This window comes from Runella zeae DSM 19591 (genome assembly GCF_000423565.1).
Classification (GTDB): domain Bacteria; phylum Bacteroidota; class Bacteroidia; order Cytophagales; family Spirosomataceae; genus Runella; species Runella zeae.
In genome coordinates this window covers 26,881-47,979 of the sequence record NZ_AUIF01000029.1, presented here as the reverse complement: position 1 = coordinate 47,979, position 21,099 = coordinate 26,881, and the positions used below count along the sequence as shown (strand labels likewise).

The following is a 21,099-nucleotide window of genomic DNA, read 5'->3' as shown; positions in this document are numbered from 1 at the left end:
AAATACGGAATCTGAGCAAAACCATGAAGTAAATAGGCGATTAAAAGGTTGATTGGCTCAAACTTTAAGCGAGAGTCAATCAACCTTTTTAAATATACCACCCCCTCTAAATCTGCGAATATGAAGTCGGTTCTAGAAAAATACGTTCAATCCGCGATACCGTATTGGCGTATTCGAGCGCTTGGGAGAGTTGTTTCCAGTCAGGGTCAGCGCTGAACTTGGCCCAATTGGCGTTGCGCTCTTCCATATCCTTGAAGGTAAGCATATAGGTAAGGCAAGGCAAACGATGTCCGATAAGTACTTCCCCAAAAAACACAATGTTGAGTTTAACTTTGCTGAAAATCGCGATTTCTCCCTCATTAAACATCTTGATTTTGCGTCTGACAGCATCTTCGCTGAAGCCCTCGTACGTCCGTAATTCCAAAATACGAGGCTCTTTGGGAGGAGTAGCTAAGGTAGGCATCCCGTCAAATGCCACCATCAGAGAACTACTGATGCGGTCATAAATAGCCTTGTCGGGCAAGGTTTGATGATAAGCTTCACTGGCTTTGAGGTATTCGGTATCGGTTTTGAGCTGTTGTTGAATTTGAAAATATTTCTCCTGAGAAGAGTGCACCAACAGTAGGTGAAGTTTGGCAGGTTCATCTTTTCCTAGTTCTTTAAAAACCCCTACCTGCTTCACCCCGAGGCGATTGAGCGCTGGAATGAGGGCGTTTTGGAGATAGGTTTCTAAACGAGGCATTCCTCCCATTTTTAGCTCAAATGAGCGCAGTTCATAGATTTCTTTTTCTTTTTTAGGAGAATGAGCTAACACAGGCGAGGCAGCCCCCAGTCCCAAAAGAGAGGATGTAGCAATAAACTTTCTTCTTTTCATGATGATTGTAGGTTATCTTAATCCAAAGTTTGGACTAGGCCGTCTTTACCTACACAATGCCAAAATCTATGAGATGAAGTTTATTTTTCTATGGCTTGGCGTATCAATTCTCTGATTTGAAGACTCGTAGCATTGCTTTGGCGAGGTTCGGTTTTGGTAAAAATAATTCCTGCGACTTTGTTTTTAGAATCCTGCCAAGGATGAGTTCCAAAAAGTCCGGGACTACTTGTTTCAAGGCCGTTGCCAGAAGCATCCACTACGTCGCGCCAATTGCCGATACCGTATCGCACCACGGAGGTAGGATGAGGCGAATATAGATTGGAAGGATAAGGCGTACCTTCTATGACCGCTCCTCGGGTTTGGTCTTTGAGCATTTCTTCGACGGCGCTTTCGCTCAACACGCGCTTGCCATTGTAAGTGCCTTTGTTGACAATCATCTCTAAAAATTTGAGATAGTCGCCTGCTGATGTCCAAACACCACCTGCGATGAGGGGGTTTTTGAGACTGCTAAGGATATAAGTGGCTTTCATATCGCAAGGAGTAGCGATTTTTTCATTGAATAGTGTCTGCCACGATTTGCCCGTTACGACTTCGGCGATGCGCCCGGCAATGTGCATACTTGCACTTCCATAATTGAAAGTAGTACCAGGAGCATGAATCAGCGGTGTATAGACGGCGATAGAATCTACGGCTTCGGCAAAAGTAAGATCTGTTCGGTATTCATACTTTTGGGGAGAGTCGCCTGCAAAGCCGGCAGTATGCGAAAACAACTGTCGGATGTTGATATGTCCTTTACCATACCGACTAAAAATGGGTAAAAACTTGCCGATTGTATCATCCAGACTTATTTTTTTATCATCTACCAACGACATCATCACTGCCCCCGAAAGCCATTTGGATGCAGAAGCTATCAGACGGCTATCGGTGGCAGTGAGGTTAATGCCTTTTTGATAAATGAGTTTCCCATTTTTAGAAACCAGCACGACCACATTGTTTTCATAAGCTTCTACGCTTTTTTCAATCAGGGCATCGACTGCCGAAAAATCGTAGGTGTCGGGCTGGATAGTATCCGTTGTTTTACAAGAAAAAATGGAAATAAGGAGAGCGTAAATCAATAACTTTTTCATGGTTGTATCTAAGCGTTAATAGAAAATTGAGTCAAGGCTTGGATACAAACACCTGCGTGAAGTTTAATGGTAGAGGTGTTTTTTGTAAAAATTAATAATTTACTCTTCTAAGCTATATCTACAGATGGAGGGCAATCAGAAATCAATCTATGGTCTTGTAAGTCTTTGAAAATCAGTATTTTTGTGGTTTTTACAAGAAAGTTAATACCTACTAGTTCAAGCAAGTTGATGACTATATTATCAGGGGTATTACCATCCCAAATAAGCTTAATACGGTCAGCAAGCATACCTTCATAGCTATCAATTTGGTCTTGAATGTTTTCGCTTATATCGGCAGGCCATTCGGGAAAAGGTTCGGGCTTTTGTTTTTGGCCAGTGGCGGGGTCTATATCGGGAATGATGGGCAGAAATTCGTCTTCAATAAGAAAGTTTTTCTTAGCCGCTTGACTATAAGCGCCTTCAAAACAGGGGTTTTGGGTATCGTGAGGGATTTTAAAGTGATTTTGTAAAAATCGCTGGCAGTTGAGCCTTCCCAATTGAAAATCATGGGTTCGGTATTTTAGTCTTAAAAATCCACTAAATCCTCCCAAAGCTCCGCTTGATACTGCTTTGGCACCTACGATTTTTTCGTGTATTTCGTCTTGTATATACCTTACTGGCGCGATTAAAAAACGGCTAAAATCATTGTTTGCTTCGGCAGCTATGAGGTCTTCTTCTTTGAAAAGTGGCTGCATTCTGAGGGCTTCATACAACCCTCCAATGATTTCTCTGAGCAGAAGTTTATTTTTAGGTGTTAGGATTTTGTTACGTTCTGTACTTGGAAAAGGATCTATCATCAATACCGTTCCTGTCATATCTTGGTGATTGCTATTAATGTGGATATTACGGTCGGTTAGGAGTTTTTTTGTGACGTCAAAAGGCTCATTATTAAGCATTCCGCCATCGGTATTTACAGTTTCAATGATTGCTTCATCGTCAAAGGTCTTTTTGTTGGGCGGGCCAATGAGCGGATTCTGATTAAGAAAAATGCCTTTCCGGCTCACTTTACGCCAACGCAGGCCAATAGGAAAAGCCCCCGTAGCCATTGCTGAGTCGCGCAGCGTTTTGAGATGCGGTGCATTGGAAGCGTTTTTCTTAAAACTTACCGGAATGCGTCCGTCGTTTTTGTAAGCGTTGTCGGTGATTCTAAACAGGGCATAATCGCGGTGGTTGTAAGAAATATAAGCACTGTCGTTTTCTAAAAGTTTATTTTTGTTTACAAAATTCAATGGAATGTTTTTGGCTTCATTATCAGCTCCTTGAAAGAAAATTTTGCTTATCATTCCGGTCAAATTACTGAGTGTGAGACATACTTCTGGTTCAGGAGCGATATACGATTTTTCGGAGAGTGGCTGATAGTGTTTCGAGGAGATATTGATAATCTTGTGGGCTATTTGGTCGATAAAATCCGAATTAAAAATCGACGTGGCACCATGTTCTGCAAAGTCAGTATCTGAAAGCATAATGCGCAGCATATCGTCGGCAATGAGTTTGACCCAAGCTTCGTAAAGTTTATTTTCTGCCGTAAAATTTTGATAGCCTCCCGTTGTTTCATTGACATGCACTGTTCGTTGGTCAGACAACGCTGCCAGGGCAATGGGAGCGGTCATTCCTCCAGCAGATGTACCTGCCAATACATCAATGACTACGGTATGCTGGGGAATATCGGGTAGGTCAAATTTTTTGGCTTCTTCCCATCGGTCGAGGGCTTCTAACAAATAATCCATAACGCCAGCGGTGTATGCTCCCGCCGAAATAGCCCCCGCCATACAAAGACCAATATGAAAGGTTTTATCTTGGGTTTTCATGAGATTTTGGGAAAAGGAGAAGATTAAAAATCAAAAAAGTTGTCTAATCAAATTTGCACAAAAAAATACCACTTGATAAGGAATATTTATCAAGTGGTAGAAATAAAAATGACAATAAGGTCTTAGTGACAATTTATCAAAAATGGCACAGCTATTTTGGTAAACGACTTTTGTATGAAATATTTACATTCCTTTCAACTCATTGACTACCTTGGTGATAGAATCTTTGGCATCTCCAAAAAGCATAAGGCAGTTTGGATAATAGAAAAGCTCATTGTCAATCCCTGCATAGCCAGCCGCCATGGAGCGCTTGCTTACAATTACGGTACGGGCTTTGTCTGCGTTTAGGATAGGCATACCGTAGATAGGACTGGCGGGATTGCTACGAGCGGCAGGGTTGACGACGTCGTTGGCACCTACTACAAATACCACGTCGGTAGTAGCAAATTGGTCATTGATTTCTTCCATTTCTACCAGTTTGTCGTAGGCTACATTCGACTCTGCCAAGAGGACATTCATGTGGCCGGGCATCCTACCTGCTACGGGATGAATGGCGTATTTGACTTCTACTCCACGGCCTTCAAGCAGGGCTTCGAGTTCGTGAATGACGTGTTGGGCTTGTGCTACAGCCAATCCATAGCCTGGCACTACGATTACTTTTTGGGCATAATTCATCAAAATGGCCACGTCGGAAGGGGTACTACTTTTAACTGCCCCTCCTGCAAAGCTGCTTGCGTCGCCACCGCCCTGACTACTACCCCCGCCGAATGAACCAAAAATAACATTGGTAAGCGAACGGTTCATGGCGTTACACATCAAAATCGTAAGCAGTGTCCCAGCCGAACCTACTAAAATTCCGCCTGTAAGCATGACTTGATTATCATACAAAAAGCCCCCAAATGCCGCAGCTACTCCAGTGAAAGAGTTAAGCAAAGAAATCACAACAGGCATATCGGCTCCGCCGATGGGAAGTACAAACAAAATACCATAAAGTAGAGACAATACAAATACGGTATAAAATAAAGCTGCTGAAGGATGCCCTATCGCAATATAAATGCTTAATCCTAAGATACTTAATAGTAGCACAATCGTCAATATGTTTTGAGCAGGAAGTTTGAAGGTTTTCTTCATGATTTCTTGCAGCTTGGCATACGCAATGATACTGCCCGAAAATGAAATACTTCCAATTACTAAACCTGCTACAATCGTGAGAATGGTAGCAGGAGAGGCATCATGGTGCATATGACCAAATTCAACTAATGAAATCAGAGCCGCACAGGCTCCTCCCATACCATTGAAGAGGCTTACCATTTGCGGCATGGCGGTCATTTTTACTTTCTTTGCCGAAATCCAGCCAACCACAGTACCTATGGCAATGCCGCCAAAAATCCAACCATAATTGCCGATGGATTCGCCGTCTTCGTTTTTGTGCATGAAAATAGTCCCCAAAATAGCGATTGTCATCCCTGCGGCGGCTAAAAAATTGCCATTACGGGCTGTTTTGGGGCCAGAAAGCATTTTTAATCCAACGATAAAAAAGACCGAACCTAAAAGGTAAATGAGATATAACCAATATTGTTGTAGCATTTCAGTTGTAGATTTGTCCACCATTGTCTTTTCTTTTCTAGGTTTGGAAAGGAAGTAAGAAAGTGGTTAGGTTTTAGGTTGATTTTGTGGAGAGAGGGACAAAAAATTATTTCTTTTTCTTAAACATTTCCAACATCCTATCAGTAACTACGAAGCCACCAACTACATTAAGTGTACCAAGAATAACGGCCAAGAAGCCCAAAATGAGCGCAGGCCAATTACCTTCTTCGGCATGACCCATGACTATAATAGCTCCAATGATAACCACCCCGTGAATCGCATTTGCGCCTGACATGAGAGGCGTATGGAGGGCAGAAGGAACTTTTGAAATGACCTCAATTCCGACAAAAATGGAAAGAATAAGAATATAAATCAGTTGGATATTTTCTCCAATAAAAGTGATGATAGAATCCATATGTTTGTGGCACGGGCATCCTGCCCGTTTTTAAAAATGATTTGATGACTAATAAAATATAATGAGAAACTTCATGTATTTGTGGCACAGGCATCCTGCCAGTTTTTAAAAATGATTTGATGACTAATAAACTTGGCACTCTGGTAGCTTGATTAGTTTTTTATTTGATGATGACGGACAGGATGTCCGTACCACATTAGCCCAAAATGCTTTTGGTGAAAGTGTGTATTAGTTCGCCTTTATGGGTGATAAGGCTTCCTTTGGTGATTTCTTCGTCAAGCTCCCACTTAAAACCATCTTTGTTCGCCAAATGCAACAAAAGAGTGCTGATGTTTTTGGCATATAAATCACTGGCGTTGGTAGCAAGTAAAGCCGGTAAATTGGATTCTCCAATGATTGTAACGCCATTTTTGACAACAGTTTGGTTGGGTTCACTCAAGGCACAGTTACCACCCGACTCTACCGCCATATCCACGATTACACTTCCTGTTTTCATGGATTTTACCATTTCTTCCGTCACTAAAATAGGCGCCTTTTTTCCCATTACTAGCGCCGTCGTAATGACCAAGTCAGCATCTTTGATGCGTTGTTTGATGAGGTCTTGTTGTTTCTGTAAAAATTCCGCCGACACTTCCTTTGCATAGCCTCCTTCCGATTTGTTGGCTTCCATTCCTTCTACACTCAAGAATTTTCCCCCCAGTGACTCGACTTGTTCTTTGGTTTCGGGGCGAACGTCTGTTACTTCTACCACAGCCCCTAGGCGCTTGGCTGTTGCAATAGCTTGTAAACCAGCTACGCCTGCTCCAAAAATCAAAACCTTAGAGGGCTTGATAGTCCCAGCGGCGGTCATCATCAACGGGAAAATTTTACCGAGGGCATTGGCACCTAGTAGTACCGCCTTGTAGCCTGCTAGATTGGCTTGGGAGCTAAGGGCGTCCATACTTTGGGCCTTTGTAGTACGAGGAACTGCATCCATGCTAAAAGCCGAAATCTTTTTTTGATTAAAAGCTTTCACTAAATCTGGCTGCGTATAAGCATACAAAAACGAAATAGCTACCGCACCTTCGCGCATTTGTGCCACTTCTTCTAGGGTAGGAGCATTGATTTTGAGAACCACATCAGCATCGCCTAACAGTTTGGAGACATCTACCATAACGGTAGCTCCTGCATTTTCATAATCAATGTCTAAAAGAGAAGATTTTTCGCCAGCGCCGCTTTGAACGGAGCATGTAAAGCCAGCTTTGAGAAGAGACTTAACAACATCAGGGGTGACCGAAACCCGCCTTTCAAAGGCTTTTGTTTCTTTTAAAATCGCTATTTTCAAAATCAGGATGGTTTTTAGGAATAAAATGCCAAAATATAGGACTTTATCCACTTAAACAACATCTGTACGGGGTTTTTTGCAAATTAATGTAGTATTTTTTTTGCGCACTAAGCTTTAATTTTCAGTTGAGAAAGCGTTTGGCGTTCTTGATGTTTTTAAAACTAAATTAACAAATAATGGTGCGAGGCACTTTGTAAATATGGCATTAGAACAAACATGGCGATGGTTTGGCCCCAATGACCCCGTGAGCTTGTTGGATGTAAAACAAGCAGGTGCGACAGGAATCGTGACGGCCCTTCATCACATCCCCAACGGACAGGTATGGACAACCGCCGAAATCCAAAAACGTAAAACCGAAATTGAAGAAGCAGGCCTGACGTGGTCGGTGGTAGAGAGCGTACCAGTTCATGAAGACATCAAAAAGGCATCAGGTAATTTCAAAGAGTACATCAATAATTATAAGGAGTCTTTGACCAATTTGGCGGCAAGTGGTATTGATACTGTTTGTTATAACTTCATGCCTATTTTGGATTGGACACGTACCGACTTGGAGGCTCCTATGTCGGATGGTTCTACGGGTTTGCGCTTTGATTTCAATGAATTTGCGGCTTTTGAATTATACATTTTGCAGCGGCAAGGAGCAGAAAAGCATTATACCGAAACCCAAAAGCAAAAAGCTAAAAAGTGGATAGATAATGCCGACGAAACTGACATACAGCGCCTTGTTCGTAACATCATAGCTGGTTTGCCTGGTTCGGAAGAGAGCTATACTGTAGAGCAGTTTAGAGATGTATTGGATACTTATAAAAACGTAGGCGATAAAGAATTGCGTACCAATCTGTATGCTTTCTTGCGAGAGATAGTACCCGTAGCTCAAAATCTGGGAATGAGGCTCTCGATTCATCCTGATGACCCTCCATATCCTATTTTGGGTCTACCACGTGTGGTAAGTACCGAAGCCGATGCTAAACTTCTTTTGGCCGCAGCCGATATGCCTGCCAATGGCCTTTGCTTTTGTACAGGGAGCTATGGCGTACGGGCCGACAACGATTTAGTAGGCATGGTAGAACGGATGGGTGACCGCATCCATTTTATCCATTTGAGAGCTACGCAACGCGATGACGAAGGCAACTTCCACGAAGCCAATCACTTGGAAGGAAATGTGGATATGTATAGAGTCATGAAAGCGTTGGTGCTTGAACAAAGACGCAGAAAAGAAGTAGGACGCAAAGATTTAAGGATGCCTTTCCGCCCTGACCACGGACATAGAATGCTCGATGATCTCAATGCCTCTAAAAAAACAAATCCCGGATACACGGCAATTGGGCGTTTACGTGGCTTGGCCGAATTGCGTGGCTTAGAGTTTGGAATAGAGCGCAGTTTGTAATTGAATCCCCCTGTGAAAGAACTTACTTCAACTGACACAGGGGGTACTTCCTAATTTATTTTAGTTGGGTAGTCTCCAATAATTTTGGACAAATTTAACCCAGTCTTTTTCATTGTCAGGAATGCGCACATCGGGCTGAAAGCCTACGTTGTCGATAGGGGCATAATCCACCCATCCTGTGCGGGTAGTAGGAAGCCGCAATTCAAAAAGAGGACACGGAAGCGGCATATTTCTTACATTGCCATAATCCATCATTCCGCCCGTGTTTTTGCCAAAAAGCGTTACTTTTTTACTTTGTTTAGCAAAATAGACGAAGTATTCGGCGCTACTGTAGCAGTGTTCGTTCATGAGGACAGCTACTTTTTTAGGGTTGGGGAGTACCTCTTTAAATTTTATATTTTCGGGGGCGTACTTCACCATTTTTCCTATTTGTTTTTGATTTTTAGCCAATGTCTCTTGCCAAGGTTTTGCTTCTTTTTCCGAAATCCACTCCTCCCTAATTGCCCTATCGATGATTGCCTTTTCGGCCAATAGATTATCTGCTGTACTTCTAAAGTGAGAATGAATATCTTTAAAATTATGGGTATTGAGGTATTTCAAAATTGCCGGGAAACTGCTGTTCATCCCTCCCCCATTTTCACGGATATCTATAATAAGATAGGGGCTGCGACGAATAGTCAAATCATGGGTTTTGAGTAAACTATCTACCGTAGCATAAGAAACACCAAAGGAAGGTATACGGATGTAAAAAGTCTGATTGTCAATAGGTTTTAGAGAGAAATCTTCTTCGGCTGCTTGGGATTTAGCAATCTCCAAAGGAGTAGCTTCTTGTGGATAGCGGCGTATCCAATAACCCGAGTTGGGGATGTTTAGTAGGTTGTTGTCCAACAAAAAGGTACGTTCTGAGGATGACAAATCACCTGCCCAATAGATACCTTTATAAGGGCTGTTGCCTTGGGCTTGCGCTTCAAACTTAATCATGCCAAGTTGCCACTGTTTGTTTTGACTTGAGAGTACAACGGCCACGATTTTGGTAGGGTGCTGTGGATGTCGCATCAGGGCCACTCGATAGCTACCGTCTGCGATTTCCCAAATTCCTTCAAGAGGGTGAAGTTGGGAAGTGTTTTTATCTAAATAAATCTTTACAGTGCTTTCGTCGATGTCGATTTTTTTGACCGCAATATTCACTTCTGGAGCATTGAAATAGAGCTGAAAGTGGCCATCACCAAAAAACTTCTTGTACTTTTTGAGGAGTTGAAAACAATTTTTGTCTCCTTCTAAGCCAGCCGCTGCTGCACGAAGGCTATCTACTAGAGCTTCATATCGAGGACGAGTTTTAGGGTTGACTTTGTCATAAAAACCGGCATAATTGTCTTCCGTTTTTTTGATAATTATATTTAAAGTAGAAGCACATTCGCAGGAGTTTTGGGCAAAAATAGCCAATGAATTCAAAAATAATATCCAAAATAATAAAATAGGATGAGGGGCTTTCATAGATGAAGGGTGTTTAAGTTTGGGTGGACAAAACTGCTTTATGGGTTTGTAGCGACCAACTTTTTTATATAAACTCCCTTATTAACCCGATGAAATAGCGGGTTTTATCCTAAGAGAAAACCCGCTTGGAAATATGTGTGTATCGGAATAGACGTCCCAAGAAAATCTATAAGAGCTTGTTAAGTTTATTTTTTAGCCTACAAAATATACTGACTCAAATCACGATTTTTGACTAAACTAGACAGGCGCTCTTGGACGAGTTCTTTGGTAACTACTACGTGGGCATTGGCTCCAATAACATCCGGTATATCAAACATGAAGTCGTTGAGCAAGGTACTCATTACGGTTTGTAAACGACGCGCTCCGATGTTTTCGACGTCTGAGTTAATCGTAAAGGCCAACTTCGCAATTTCGCGCAGGGCTTCGTCTTGAAAAGAAAGCTCTACACCTTCTGCCTCCATAAGGGCGTGATATTGACGCGTAAGAGAGTTGCGAGGTTCTTTCAGAATAAGATAAAAATCGTCTTCGGTGAGGCTTTGTAACTCTACCCGAATCGGAAAACGGCCTTGTAGTTCAGGGATTAAGTCAGAAGGTTTGGAGACATGAAATGCTCCCGCCGCTACAAACAAAATATGGTCGGTTTTGATAGGGCCGTATTTGGTATTGACAGTGGAACCTTCTACAATCGGCAACAAATCCCGCTGTACCCCTTCGCGGCTTACGTCAGGCCCGCCACCTTTCCCGCCCGAATTGGCGATTTTATCGATTTCATCAATAAAAATAATTCCCAAATCTTCTGCCTTGCGAATAGCCTCTTCTTTTACTTCATCCATATCGATGAGCTTGGCGGCTTCTTCTTCAAGCAATATTTTACGGGCATCGGCGATGGTTAGTTTACGCTTTTTGCTGCGTTTGGGCATCATGTTGCCAAGCATTTCTTGAAGATTCATCATCGACACATCGTCAATCGGGCCACCCATTACGCCAATGTTTGGCGAGGAAGAAGCTTGCATATCGATTTCGATTTTTCGGTTTTCTAGCTCCCCTGCTTTTAATTTTTCCCGAAAACGATTGCGAGTGCGTTCGTTGAGTTCATGGTCGGGCATGGAGGTCACAGGCGGCGGTGGTTGTACGACGTCGTTGTCATCTTTGATTTCAAAGCCCACATTGGAACGGGGAGTATTCTGGAATGAGGTATTGGGATACATGGGTGGAATCAGTACATCCAAAATCATATCTTCCACAATCTCTTGGGCTTTTTGCTTTACTTCCTCTTTTTTGGCGCTTTTTACCATATTGACAGCCTGCTCTACCAAGTCTCTCACCATGCTTTCAACGTCGCGGCCTACATAGCCTACTTCGGTAAATTTAGAGGCTTCTACTTTTACAAAAGGCGCATTGGCGATTTTGGCCAAACGGCGAGCTATTTCGGTTTTACCCACGCCTGTAGCCCCAATCATCAGGATATTATTAGGAATGATTTCTTTTTGCATTTCGGGAATGCTATTCATACGGCGCCAACGATTTCGAAGAGCAATAGCTACATTGCGCTTCGCATCATGTTGCCCGATGATATATTTGTCAAGTTCGGCGACTATCTCGCGGGGGGTCAGTTTGTCTAGTTGTGAGGACATAAATGCAATGAAATTTTTACAAAACAAACGTAGAAACGTTGGCAATTTCAAATTTGACCTCTATTTTTGTACAAATTTGATAAACGAATCTTGAAGATGAAACGTAACTTTCTGAAAATAAGTGCTTTGATGTTGGCTGTTTCTTTAGCCTCGTGTAAGTATCAAAAGAACAATACCATCGACCAACCAGATGTGCGTGCTGGCGATGAGTATGTTTATGGCGTGCACCCTGATTCGGCCGCTCGTCAGACTAAGATTAAATACACTGCAAAGCCTGAATTAGAGCAGCGTACCAATGCCATCCGTGAGAAATTGTTTGGCGGAGCTACCCCAGAAACTAGCGCTCCTGTGGCTGCTGTTGCTGACTCTGCGGCTAAAACCAACTAAGCATTTCCGATTTTAATATAATCTAACGAAGCGACGTTCATTAAAGCGTCGCTTCGTTTGTTTCTGCCTCCAACAAACTTTTAATCTCATGAAAAAAAAGCTACTTTTTAGTATGGTATTAATGGCCGTAGGAAGCCTTGCCTATGCCCAAAGTGCGGAAGAAAACGCGGCTAAGTTGCCAATTCAACAACTTTTTGAAGGGATGAAAAAAAGTGACTCTTCGCTGGTACGCCAAACGCTGATGGTAGGCGCAAAGCTCGAAGGAATCACTAAAACGCCAAGCGGTGAAATGTCGGTTCGCTCAGATTCTTTTGAAGGCTTCTTGAAAAGTATTGGCAAAGCCACTCCGGGCGATTTGGACGAACGCCTTTCGTCCATTGAAATTAGGATTGATGGTGACTTAGCAACCGCTTGGACTCCCTATCAGTTTTATTACAAGGGAAACTTTAGTCATTGTGGGGTAAATGCTTTTCAGTTGATAAAAACAGCAAAAGGCTGGAAAATCTGGAGCATCATCGATACGCGCCGCAAAGACAATTGTAAATAAAAAGTCAACTCACAACTCAAAGAAAAAAGTATAGACCTCATGCGTTACGTAGGAGATATTGCAAGTACTGATACTTATAAAATTGGGCTTTATACGTGGAACGGTAAATACATCGTGAAAGTAGAAGCAGGTTTGTATGAGCAAACTTACAAAATCAGCGAACTAGATTTTTTGGGCGATGAATCAGATATTCGGAAGATATTTACTGATGAAACCTTCTTAAAAACCATTTTTGCTCGTTTTCAACAAATGCACAATGATTTTCAAACTGTAGCACAGGCATCCTGCCTGTAAAAACTAATCTCAAATTTTTATGCAAGTTTCCCCGCTCAATCAGGGAAGCTTGCATAAAAGTCTTCTTACTTCAACTCACCCGGAATTACCGTTATTTTTTTCGCTAAATTGTTGCGTAATATCGTCACTTGGCTACGTTTTCCAATGGTGTCTTCGGTTAGTAGTTTGTGCAGATCATCGACTGAGCTCACGGGTTTTCCTTCAAAACCCACAATAATATCCCCCGCCTGAAACTCCGAATTGTAAGCTACGCCGTCGGCTTCTACACTGACAATGTAGATACCGGTTTTGGTTTGCAACTGATTGTATTGCATGATACGGTCGGTGAGATTGATGAGTTGACCACCTATCCCCAAGTAACCTCTACGTACCCGCCCTTTCATGATAAGTTGTCCTGCCACTTGGGCCGCGATATTGGAAGAGACCGCAAAACAAAGCCCCTGAGCTGGCAAAATAACGGCGGTGTTTACCCCAATCACCTCTCCATGAGAATTGACCAAAGGCCCTCCTGAATTGCCGGGATTTAAGGAAGCGTCCGTTTGGATGACATCATCAATCAAACGCCCACCTTCCGAGCGCAACGACCGACCCAAAGCACTAATTACCCCCGCTGTTACGGTATATTGAAAACCATAAGGATTTCCAATCGCAATAGCTATTTGTCCTACTTGTAAGTTTTTGGAATCGCCAAAAGAGACGGCTCTTAGAGCGTCACCATATATTTTCAAAACCGCAATGTCAGTAGCAGGGTCGCGGCCAATGACCTGTGCTTCAAACTCGCGTCCGTCTTGGAGCAGTGCCGAGATTTTGGTAGCTCCTGCTACTACGTGATTGTTGGTAATGATAAACCCGTCTGATGAAATCACAAAACCCGAGCCCGAACCTTGCCCTTCGTTGGGCTGCCGATTGCGAGGGTCTTTTTTGCCACTGACCTTGATTTGAACTACCGAATTGCTGACTTTTTTTGCTACATTTACCACCGTTTGGGAGTATGCGTCGAGCAGAGGCGCATCATTTTGTAAAACCGACGCGCCACCCTGGGTGGTGCCGGTAGGAGAATCGATGAATGCAATCATGGTGTTTTAGAGAATGAGATTGAGAGGGGTGTTCAATCCCTGTACCATCCTAAAAAAAGAAGACATTTTGACAGACAATGACCTTTGAAGAATACCTTATTAGTAAAAAAATAGACATAACGGCATTTCGGCAACACGAAGCCGAGCGTTTTAATGAGTGGGAAAGACTTTTTGCCCAGCTTCATCCCGAGAGCTTTACAGCTCAAAAAAAATTCCTGATTAATGATACTCGAAGAAAGTATCGGATAAAATTGGACTAATCAAGTTAGAATCAATGGTTTTGAGGTTTTTAGTAATAATCACCTCAAAATATATGACTTCCGTATTCATTTTTCTGCGTCGCGTTTCCTATCTCTTACTTTTAACCCATTTTGCTTTTGCTCAAAAAAAGCCAAACATCATCATGATTTTGGTGGATGATATGGGTTGGGGCGAAGTGGGCGTGTATGGGTCTAAATATTGCCAAACGCCTCACTTGGATGCCTTGGCCAAACAAGGCTTAAAGTTTAATAGCTTCTATGCCAACTCCACGGTTTGCTCGCCCACCCGCGCGGCTTTGCTATCGGGCAAATACCCTGATTTGGTAGGAGTACCAGGCGTCATCAGAGGGAATACTTTGAATAGTTGGGGGTATTTTAATCCTAAAGTAAAGACCTTACCACAATTGCTAAAATCGGGAGGGTATCATACGGGCATGGTCGGTAAATGGCACCTTGGCCTTGAACCCGAAAACCACCCCAACGAACGTGGATTTATGCACTTTCACGGGTTTTTGGAAGATATGATGGATGATTATTATACGCATTTGCGAGAAGGCAAAAATTGGATGAGGCTCAATAAACAGGTGGTTGACCCCAAAGGACATGCAACTGATGTGTTTACGGATTGGGCGATAGAGTATCTTGACAATCAAAAGAAAAGCCCTCAGCCCTTTTTTCTGTATTTAGCCTACAATGCGCCACATTTTCCGATGCAACCTCCTCGTGAATGGCTCGATAAAATCAAAAAGAGGAATCCAAATCTTACCGAAAAAAGAGCACTCTTGACAGCACTCATTGAGCATCTTGATGATAATATCGGGAGAGTGATGGCGGCCCTCCAGAAAAACAACCAAGCCGACAATACGCTCATTGTATTTAGTAGTGACAATGGTGGCCTCCTCTCTACCGAAGCCGACAATGGACCTTGGAAAGGAGGCAAGCAAACAATGTATGAAGGAGGTCTGCGGGTACCTACTATGGCCGTGTGGAAAAACAAAATCGTGCCCAACGCTCAGACCAACACTCCGGGATTGATGATGGATTTGCTGCCTACTTTCTGCGAAGTGGCGGGTGTCACGCCTCCTACGGATATTGATGGAAAGTCGTTGTTGTCAACGATGTTGGGAAAAAGCGTCTCTTCTTTTGACCGAACAGTGTTTTGGATGCGGCGCGAGGGTGGGGTTGATTATGGAGGCCAAGATTATTATGGAATGCGTGAGGGGCAGTGGAAGTTAGTACAAAACAATCCTTTTGAGCCTTTTCAACTTTTCGATATGTCGGTAGACTCGCTGGAGACGAATGACCTTAAGAAAACAAATAAAGAAATATATGAATCACTCAGTAAAAAAATGCGTGTTCATCTTCAAAAAGTAGGAAGCGTACAATGGCAAAAGTAGTTTGCTATGTGGTTGTTTACATAGAAAAACACAACTCCTAACCTTAAACTCTTTTCACAAATGAAACTTGTATTTGTTGGTTTACTAGCTTTTTTTGTAAGTACTGTTTTTGCCCAAAAAAGACCCAATATTCTTTTTTGCATCGCTGACGACTGGGGAAAACATGCCGGGGTGTATGGCGACAAAGTAGTCCAAACGCCTAATTTCGACCGTTTGGCCAAAGAAGGAGTACTATTTACCAATGCTTTTTGCGGCTCCCCCTCCTGTACTCCTTCACGTGCTACTATTTTGACAGGGCGTTATCCTCATCAAAATGAAGAAAGCGGGAATCTTTGGAGCACGCTTCAAATTAAGTTACCTAATTATGCTCAGCTACTCGCTCAGCATGGCTATCATGTAGGCTTAGAACGTAAAGGGTGGGGACCAGGTAATTTTAAAGTAGGAGGTTATGAACAAAATCCTGCTGGAAAAGGCTATCAAAATTTTGACGAATTTTTAGCAAAAAGACCTCAAGGCCAACCCTTCTGCTATTGGTTTGGCAGTCAAGACCCACATCGGGATTATGTAAAAGGTACTGGAAAAGCCGCAGGACTCAATCCGCAGCAAGTACGGGTACCAGCTTACTGGCCTGACCAGCTCGAAGTAAGGGAAGATATTCTTGATTATTATTATGAAGTACAGCGATTTGACCAAGAAGTAGGAGCGTTGATAAAAAAACTAGAAGCTATAGGGGAATTGGAAAATACCTTCATCGTAGTCACTTCCGACAATGGTATGCCTTTTCCTAGAGCCAAGGCCAATATTTATGACGCAGGTACCAATTTGCCTTTGGTATTTTATTGGAAAAATCAACTATCTCCTCGCAAGACGGATACTTTCATGAGCTTTGTAGATTTTGCCCCTACTTTTTTAGAAGTTGCAGGAGTACCGATTCCTAATATGGTGACGGGCAAAAGTTTGATGCCTTTGTTGCAAGGCAAAAGCCAAGTTCATCGGAAAGAGGTATTTTTAGAACGCGAACGGCACGCCAATGTACGTCGAGGTGATAGGAGTTATCCTATTCGTGCTATCCGAAATACCGATTATTTGTACATTCAAAATCTTTCGCCAGACCAATGGCCGGCGGGTGATCCCCAATTGTATTTTGCAGTAGGGCCTTATGGAGATGTAGACCCTAGTCCTACCAAAAAGTTGGTGCTGAGTGATACCGTCGCTTATGCTAAATATTATCAGTTAATTTTTGCCAAGCGTCCTGCGGAAGAATTGTACGATTTGAGAAAAGACCCAGAGCAGCTCAAAAATGTAGCCCAATCCCCCGCTTATCAGAAAGAAAAAAGTAAATTGAAAGCTCAGCTGGAGCAATGGCGTAAAGATACCCAAGACCCCAGAATGGCAGGAAAACAGCCTTTTGAATCTTATCCGTACTATGGCAACAACGCCGCTACCGAAAAGATGAAAAATTAAGCTTTGGTTTTACTTACTTCAAATAAGTATTTTTTGAGGCGTTCTTCTACTTCTGAAGCGGGGATATTGCTGTGCAAATCTCCCTCCACTGCCAACGAAATGCGACCAGTTTCTTCCGAAACCACTATCACGGCAGCATCTGTCACTTCGCTCATTCCCAACGCAGCCCGATGTCGGAAGCCCAGATTGCCGTAATCATCGCTATCAGAGACCGGAAGAATACAGCGCGCTGCTTTGATACGACCGTCGGCCACGATGACACCGCCGTCGTTCATGGGGCTGTATTGGTTGAAAAGCGCCAAAAAAAGGCGTTTGGAAAGTACACTATCTACTTCTTCGCCTGTTTGGAGGTATTTGTCAAGCTCATCGTTTTTCTTAATCACAAGCAGCCCACCCGTAAATTCCGACGACATCGCACGGATGGCTTCAATGATAGGTTTGATTTCGTTGATTTTGTCAGCGGGAGTCGGCTGACGCAAAAAACGCCCGATGAGGCGGTTGTTGGCAAAGGCAGTAGATTTACCTATAAAGAGTAAAAAGCGACGAATTTCTTGTTGAAAAATAACAATCAAAGCCACCGCACCCACTCCCATGAAGTATTCAAGGATTTTGGTAAGGAGCTCTAAACCAATGGCCCGTACAATTAAGTAAAAAAGATAAATCAGGAAATACCCTAAAAATACCCTACTAGCCAAACTGCCTCTTACTAGATAATAAATTTGGAATAGCAGAAAGGCGACTAGGAAAATATCTAATACATCTACCCATTCAATATTTAAAAAACCTATTTCAAACAAAAACATTATAATCAGCAGTTTGCAGTTTAGACAATCGGATTAGGCTTCATCTTGGCTCTTCACTTCTTTGCGTGCATTAAAATAACCCCTCACCACCGTAAATGTTGTAATGGCCAAGAAGAAAATCACTATGTAATGGACATAGTTGATAATCCACGGGAATTTTTCGCCAAAATAGTAACCTCCGCCCGTTAATCCAAAAATCCAAAAGGCTGCACCTATCACATTGTAGAGCATAAATCCCCCCCACTGCATTTTGACAAGACCCGCTAAAATGGGGGCAAAAGTACGTACTACTGGCAAGAAGCGACTAATTACCAAGGTCCTACTACCATATTTGTCAAAGTATTGGCGAGTGGTTTCGATGTGTTGTTTCTTAAAAAAAAGTGAATCGGGGCGATTTTGAATGCGATCTCCAAAAAAACGCCCCGTCAGATAGCCTGTCAAGGAGCCTAAGATAGCGGCGCCAAAAAGACATCCTAATAAGAGAAATATAGGAACATCAAGGATTTTGAGTGCAGAAAACACGCCCGCCAAAAATACCAGATAATCGCCCGGTAAAAAGAAAGCAAAGAAGAGACCATTCTCGGCAAAAATAATGAGTGTGATAAGTACCAATCCGCCCGTTCGGATGATTTCTTCGGAGTCTAATAAATACTGAAAAAAACCTGAAATTGAATCCATGTGTGTATCGTAGTATATACCTTAGCAGGAGTTTGCTACTGCCAAGGAAAAGAAAAAATAAGGGTTGTTAAGGTAGATACGCTTAACTACCTTCAAAATTACACAAAATCAGCCAAGTGCCATCTTTTAATAATTTCTTAAAGAATAAGTAGAGGCTAGATTGTTATTTAAAGGCAGAAAATGTTACTTTTGATAAAACCAGATTATCATGGCTTTATGAGTAATATTTCTATCCATATCCTCCTTGTAGATGATTATCCCCAATCACTTGAAGAATTAAAAGAAAAAACGGCTTCAATCAAAGGCATCAAAATTGTCGATTCGCTTATCGATAGCCGAAAAGTAATTCCCTTTTTAGCCCAGACTCCCAAAGTAGATATTATACTCTTGGATGTACATATGCCCTACCTTACCGGAGTAGATGTGGCGTATCAAGTGAAGGCTTTATATCCTTCTACGAAAGTTTTGTTTCTGACCACGACCGAAGATGAAACCAACATCGATGAAGCACTCAAAGCAGGTGTGAAAGGTCATATACTCAAAAGCGCGCCTCAAGAAGAATTTGAAAAAGCACTCTCGGCGTTAAAACAAAACAAATCTTATTTCAACGGCGAGAGTGTTTAGAAGTCTACATCAATTCGCTTAGCTCTAGCCAACGCATTTCTTTTTCTTCGAGTGAGGTATTGATGCGTTCGATTTGCTGCGCCCATTGCGTGATATCTTGGTGATTGTTGCTGCCACCATTAAGCTTTTGTATATAATCGGCCTTTTCTTGCTCTAGTTTTGCCATTTCGATTTCCAAACTTTCAAATTCCTTTTGCTCTTTATAAGACGCTTTTCGTTTGGTGGTAGAGGGAGCAGGTGAGGCCGTTGGTGCGGGGCGTTCGGCGGTATTCTTACTTTCTGCTTTGCTGATAGTGTTTTCGGCCAAAAAATTACGATAATCGGTATAGTTTCCCGGAAAATCGCGAATATTGCCCCTTTCTTCAAATACAAAAAGATGGTCGACCAGACGGTCAAGAAAATAACGGTCGTGCGAGACGATAATCAAGCAGCCTGGAAAATTCATCAAAAACTCCTCAAGTACATTAAGCGTCGTGATGTCGAGGTCGTTGGTAGGTTCGTCGAGGATGAGGAAGTTGGGCTCGGCCATCAAAACACGTAGTAGCTGGAGGCGGCGTTTTTCGCCTCCGCTGAGTTTTTCGATAAGCGTACCTTGCTTATTAGGCGGAAACAAAAAAGCTTGTAAATACTGCGAGGCTGTCACGGTTTGGCCCGTACCGAGCCTAATCACTTCTGCTACTTCTTTTACCCAATCTACTACTCGTTGGCCGTCTTTGTATTCAAGGTCGGTTTGTTGATAATATCCAAACTGTACCGTATCTCCTCTCACCACCTGCCCATTGTCGGGGCGAAGCGCACCCGTTATCATATTGAGTAGGGTAGATTTTCCAGCTCCATTTTTGCCAACGATTCCGATACGATCCCCTTTTTTGAAAGTATAAAGAAAATTGTGAACGACTGTTTTGTCACCAAATCGTTTGCCAATACTCTGTAATTCAACAATTTTACTTCCCAGTCGTGTTGATTTTACATTGAGTTCCATCTGATTGTCATATCTGCGTTGGCTGGCTTTTTCTTTGGTATCTTCAAAAGCATCTACGCGGTATTTGGCTTTGGTGCCTCTTGCTTTGGGCTGGCGCCGAATCCAATCTAGCTCTTTTCGATAAAGATTTCGAGCTTTATCGATTTCGGCGGCTTCTACGGCTTCTCGTTCGGCTTTTTTCTCCAAAAAGTAAGCGTAATTTCCCCGATAAGTATAAAGATTCCCATTGTCGAGTTCGACGATAGTGTTGCAGACAGTATCTAGAAAATACCTATCGTGAGTTACCAACAGCAGCGTGGTATTTTGGGTATTGAGATAATTTTCGAGCCATTCTACCATGCTCAAATCGAGGTGGTTGGTAGGCTCATCAAGAATAAGCAAGTCGGGACTTTCGATAAGAACTTTGGCTAAAGCGACACGTTTGCGTTGACCACCCGAAAGAGTGCCGATTTTTGCTTCGACGTCTGGCACGCCCAGTTTGCCCAAGATTTCTTTGACGCGTGCCTCAAAATCCCAACCTTGGAGTGAGTCTACGCGTTCGATGGCTTTTGTCAATCGTTTTTCATCGTCCAGCAGTAAGGCTTGTTCGTATTCTTTTACCGCCAATGCTACGGGATTGTTGCCCGAAAACAGCACCTCCATGACGGGGAACTGAGGGTCAAAATCAGGTGCTTGATCAAGGTAACCGACTCTAATATCTTTCCGAACACTCACTACACCTTGGTCTAAGGGTGTGATGCCCGCCAAGATAGTCATGAGGGTGGTTTTGCCAGTTCCGTTGGCTCCAATGAGTGCTACTTTGTCGCCTCGATTAAGGCCTATTGTCAAATCTTTGAACAACCATTTGTCGCCAAAAGACTTGGAGATATTTTCTGCGGAGAGATAATTCATGCCACAA

Annotated in this window: 20 protein-coding genes; 8 read left to right on the top strand and 12 right to left on the bottom strand. The window is 42.7% G+C overall.

From position 1 onward, the window contains the following. Nucleotides 1-106 precede the first annotated feature (106 nt). The 6 genes from G563_RS0106450 to G563_RS0106425 all read right to left on the bottom strand — a co-directional run bounded on the left by G563_RS0106450 (nt 107) and on the right by G563_RS0106425 (nt 7,174). Complete coding sequence (locus G563_RS0106450) at nt 107-874, bottom strand: NIPSNAP family protein (protein ID WP_028664593.1); 768 nt, start codon at nt 872-874, stop codon at nt 107-109. Between the two features lie 80 nt (nt 875-954). Further along, entirely contained in the window at nt 955-2,001 is a 1,047-nt protein-coding gene (locus G563_RS0106445; protein ID WP_028664592.1) for a serine hydrolase domain-containing protein, read from the bottom strand. A gap of 107 nt (nt 2,002-2,108) precedes the next feature. After that, nucleotides 2,109-3,848, bottom strand: coding sequence for a patatin-like phospholipase family protein (locus G563_RS0106440; protein ID WP_028664591.1), 1,740 nt, complete (start codon nt 3,846-3,848; stop codon nt 2,109-2,111). Nucleotides 3,849-4,031: 183 nt separating this feature from the next. Next, nucleotides 4,032-5,435 carry an NAD(P)(+) transhydrogenase (Re/Si-specific) subunit beta gene (locus G563_RS0106435; protein ID WP_028664590.1) on the bottom strand — a complete coding sequence of 468 codons (1,404 nt, stop codon included), beginning with the start codon at nt 5,433-5,435 and terminating at the stop codon, nt 4,032-4,034. A gap of 106 nt (nt 5,436-5,541) precedes the next feature. Further along, entirely contained in the window at nt 5,542-5,850 is a 309-nt protein-coding gene (locus G563_RS0106430) for an NAD(P) transhydrogenase subunit alpha part 2 (protein ID WP_028664589.1), read from the bottom strand. Between the two features lie 196 nt (nt 5,851-6,046). Further along, nucleotides 6,047-7,174 (bottom strand): Re/Si-specific NAD(P)(+) transhydrogenase subunit alpha, encoded by a 1,128-nt coding sequence (locus G563_RS0106425; RefSeq protein WP_028664588.1) that lies wholly within the window; start codon nt 7,172-7,174, stop codon nt 6,047-6,049. A 199-nt stretch (nt 7,175-7,373) separates the two neighbouring features. Between G563_RS0106425 and uxuA the strand changes: the two genes are divergently transcribed. Continuing rightward, on the top strand, nt 7,374-8,561 hold the full coding sequence (gene uxuA / locus G563_RS0106420) for a mannonate dehydratase (protein ID WP_028664587.1): 1,188 nt from the start codon (nt 7,374-7,376) through the stop codon (nt 8,559-8,561). Between the two features lie 60 nt (nt 8,562-8,621). Here the strand turns inward: uxuA and G563_RS0106415 are convergent, their stop codons facing one another. Further along, nucleotides 8,622-10,055: a S41 family peptidase gene (locus G563_RS0106415; RefSeq protein WP_028664586.1), complete on the bottom strand. Its 1,434-nt coding sequence runs from the start codon at nt 10,053-10,055 to the stop codon at nt 8,622-8,624. Between the two features lie 197 nt (nt 10,056-10,252). After that, nucleotides 10,253-11,689, bottom strand: coding sequence for an ATP-dependent protease ATPase subunit HslU (gene hslU / locus G563_RS0106410; RefSeq protein WP_028664585.1), 1,437 nt, complete (start codon nt 11,687-11,689; stop codon nt 10,253-10,255). 96 nt (nt 11,690-11,785) lie between these two features. Between hslU and G563_RS0106400 the strand changes: the two genes are divergently transcribed. The 3 genes from G563_RS0106400 to G563_RS0106390 all read left to right on the top strand — a co-directional run bounded on the left by G563_RS0106400 (nt 11,786) and on the right by G563_RS0106390 (nt 12,917). Beyond that, the gene (locus G563_RS0106400; RefSeq protein WP_028664584.1) at nt 11,786-12,076 is read left to right on the top strand and encodes a hypothetical protein; all 291 of its coding nucleotides are present in this window, start codon (nt 11,786-11,788) and stop codon (nt 12,074-12,076) included. Nucleotides 12,077-12,164: 88 nt separating this feature from the next. Next, on the top strand, nt 12,165-12,623 hold the full coding sequence (locus G563_RS0106395; RefSeq protein WP_028664583.1) for a hypothetical protein: 459 nt from the start codon (nt 12,165-12,167) through the stop codon (nt 12,621-12,623). Between the two features lie 39 nt (nt 12,624-12,662). Beyond that, on the top strand, nt 12,663-12,917 hold the full coding sequence (locus G563_RS0106390) for a hypothetical protein (RefSeq protein WP_028664582.1): 255 nt from the start codon (nt 12,663-12,665) through the stop codon (nt 12,915-12,917). Between the two features lie 65 nt (nt 12,918-12,982). Here G563_RS0106390 and G563_RS0106385 read toward each other — a convergent pair whose 3' ends face one another. Next, a complete protein-coding gene (locus G563_RS0106385; RefSeq protein WP_028664581.1) occupies nt 12,983-13,993 on the bottom strand; it encodes a S1C family serine protease in 1,011 nt (336 codons plus the stop codon). A 77-nt stretch (nt 13,994-14,070) separates the two neighbouring features. On the opposite strand from G563_RS0106385, the gene G563_RS0106380 reads away from it, so the two are divergent. Genes G563_RS0106380 through G563_RS0106370 form a run of 3 tightly spaced genes read left to right on the top strand, consistent with a single transcriptional unit; the run spans nt 14,071 to nt 17,114 of the window. Then, the gene (locus G563_RS0106380; RefSeq protein ID WP_028664580.1) at nt 14,071-14,253 is read left to right on the top strand and encodes a hypothetical protein; all 183 of its coding nucleotides are present in this window, start codon (nt 14,071-14,073) and stop codon (nt 14,251-14,253) included. 53 nt (nt 14,254-14,306) lie between these two features. Next, entirely contained in the window at nt 14,307-15,650 is a 1,344-nt protein-coding gene (locus G563_RS0106375; RefSeq protein ID WP_028664579.1) for a sulfatase family protein, read from the top strand. A 60-nt stretch (nt 15,651-15,710) separates the two neighbouring features. Then, nucleotides 15,711-17,114, top strand: coding sequence for a sulfatase family protein (locus tag G563_RS0106370; RefSeq protein ID WP_028664578.1), 1,404 nt, complete (start codon nt 15,711-15,713; stop codon nt 17,112-17,114). On the opposite strand, the gene cdaA is transcribed toward G563_RS0106370, so the two are convergent. Beyond that, entirely contained in the window at nt 17,111-17,917 is an 807-nt protein-coding gene (gene cdaA, locus G563_RS0106365) for a diadenylate cyclase CdaA (protein ID WP_028664577.1), read from the bottom strand. The genes G563_RS0106370 and cdaA overlap by 4 nt on opposite strands. A gap of 33 nt (nt 17,918-17,950) precedes the next feature. Then, the gene (locus G563_RS0106360) at nt 17,951-18,595 is read right to left on the bottom strand and encodes a DedA family protein (protein WP_028664576.1); all 645 of its coding nucleotides are present in this window, start codon (nt 18,593-18,595) and stop codon (nt 17,951-17,953) included. A 216-nt stretch (nt 18,596-18,811) separates the two neighbouring features. Between G563_RS0106360 and G563_RS0106355 the strand changes: the two genes are divergently transcribed. After that, nucleotides 18,812-19,219 carry a response regulator gene (locus G563_RS0106355; RefSeq protein WP_028664575.1) on the top strand — a complete coding sequence of 136 codons (408 nt, stop codon included), beginning with the start codon at nt 18,812-18,814 and terminating at the stop codon, nt 19,217-19,219. 4 nt (nt 19,220-19,223) lie between these two features. Here G563_RS0106355 and G563_RS0106350 read toward each other — a convergent pair whose 3' ends face one another. Beyond that, nucleotides 19,224-21,092 (bottom strand): ABC-F family ATP-binding cassette domain-containing protein, encoded by a 1,869-nt coding sequence (locus G563_RS0106350; RefSeq protein WP_028664574.1) that lies wholly within the window; start codon nt 21,090-21,092, stop codon nt 19,224-19,226. Nucleotides 21,093-21,099 lie beyond the last annotated feature (7 nt).

Excerpts from the sequence above, each read along its gene's own strand:
- G563_RS0106400 (WP_028664584.1), top strand. The coding sequence starts at position 11,786 with ATGAAACGTAACTTTCTGAAAATAAGTGCTTTGATGTTGGCTGTTTCT.
- G563_RS0106430 (WP_028664589.1), bottom strand. The coding sequence starts at position 5,850 with ATGGATTCTATCATCACTTTTATTGGAGAAAATATCCAACTGATTTAT.
- uxuA (WP_028664587.1), top strand. The coding sequence starts at position 7,374 with ATGGCATTAGAACAAACATGGCGATGGTTTGGCCCCAATGACCCCGTG.
- hslU (WP_028664585.1), bottom strand. The coding sequence starts at position 11,689 with ATGTCCTCACAACTAGACAAACTGACCCCCCGCGAGATAGTCGCCGAA.
- G563_RS0106360 (WP_028664576.1), bottom strand. The coding sequence starts at position 18,595 with ATGGATTCAATTTCAGGTTTTTTTCAGTATTTATTAGACTCCGAAGAA.
- G563_RS0106435 (WP_028664590.1), bottom strand. The coding sequence starts at position 5,435 with ATGCTACAACAATATTGGTTATATCTCATTTACCTTTTAGGTTCGGTC.
- G563_RS0106375 (WP_028664579.1), top strand. The coding sequence starts at position 14,307 with ATGACTTCCGTATTCATTTTTCTGCGTCGCGTTTCCTATCTCTTACTT.
- G563_RS0106350 (WP_028664574.1), bottom strand. The coding sequence starts at position 21,092 with ATGAATTATCTCTCCGCAGAAAATATCTCCAAGTCTTTTGGCGACAAA.
- G563_RS0106355 (WP_028664575.1), top strand. The coding sequence starts at position 18,812 with ATGAGTAATATTTCTATCCATATCCTCCTTGTAGATGATTATCCCCAA.
- G563_RS0106450 (WP_028664593.1), bottom strand. The coding sequence starts at position 874 with ATGAAAAGAAGAAAGTTTATTGCTACATCCTCTCTTTTGGGACTGGGG.
- G563_RS0106370 (WP_028664578.1), top strand. The coding sequence starts at position 15,711 with ATGAAACTTGTATTTGTTGGTTTACTAGCTTTTTTTGTAAGTACTGTT.
- G563_RS0106395 (WP_028664583.1), top strand. The coding sequence starts at position 12,165 with ATGAAAAAAAAGCTACTTTTTAGTATGGTATTAATGGCCGTAGGAAGC.
- G563_RS0106445 (WP_028664592.1), bottom strand. The coding sequence starts at position 2,001 with ATGAAAAAGTTATTGATTTACGCTCTCCTTATTTCCATTTTTTCTTGT.
- G563_RS0106390 (WP_028664582.1), top strand. The coding sequence starts at position 12,663 with ATGCGTTACGTAGGAGATATTGCAAGTACTGATACTTATAAAATTGGG.
- G563_RS0106415 (WP_028664586.1), bottom strand. The coding sequence starts at position 10,055 with ATGAAAGCCCCTCATCCTATTTTATTATTTTGGATATTATTTTTGAAT.
- cdaA (WP_028664577.1), bottom strand. The coding sequence starts at position 17,917 with ATGTTTTTGTTTGAAATAGGTTTTTTAAATATTGAATGGGTAGATGTA.
- G563_RS0106380 (WP_028664580.1), top strand. The coding sequence starts at position 14,071 with ATGACCTTTGAAGAATACCTTATTAGTAAAAAAATAGACATAACGGCA.
- G563_RS0106385 (WP_028664581.1), bottom strand. The coding sequence starts at position 13,993 with ATGATTGCATTCATCGATTCTCCTACCGGCACCACCCAGGGTGGCGCG.
- G563_RS0106440 (WP_028664591.1), bottom strand. The coding sequence starts at position 3,848 with ATGAAAACCCAAGATAAAACCTTTCATATTGGTCTTTGTATGGCGGGG.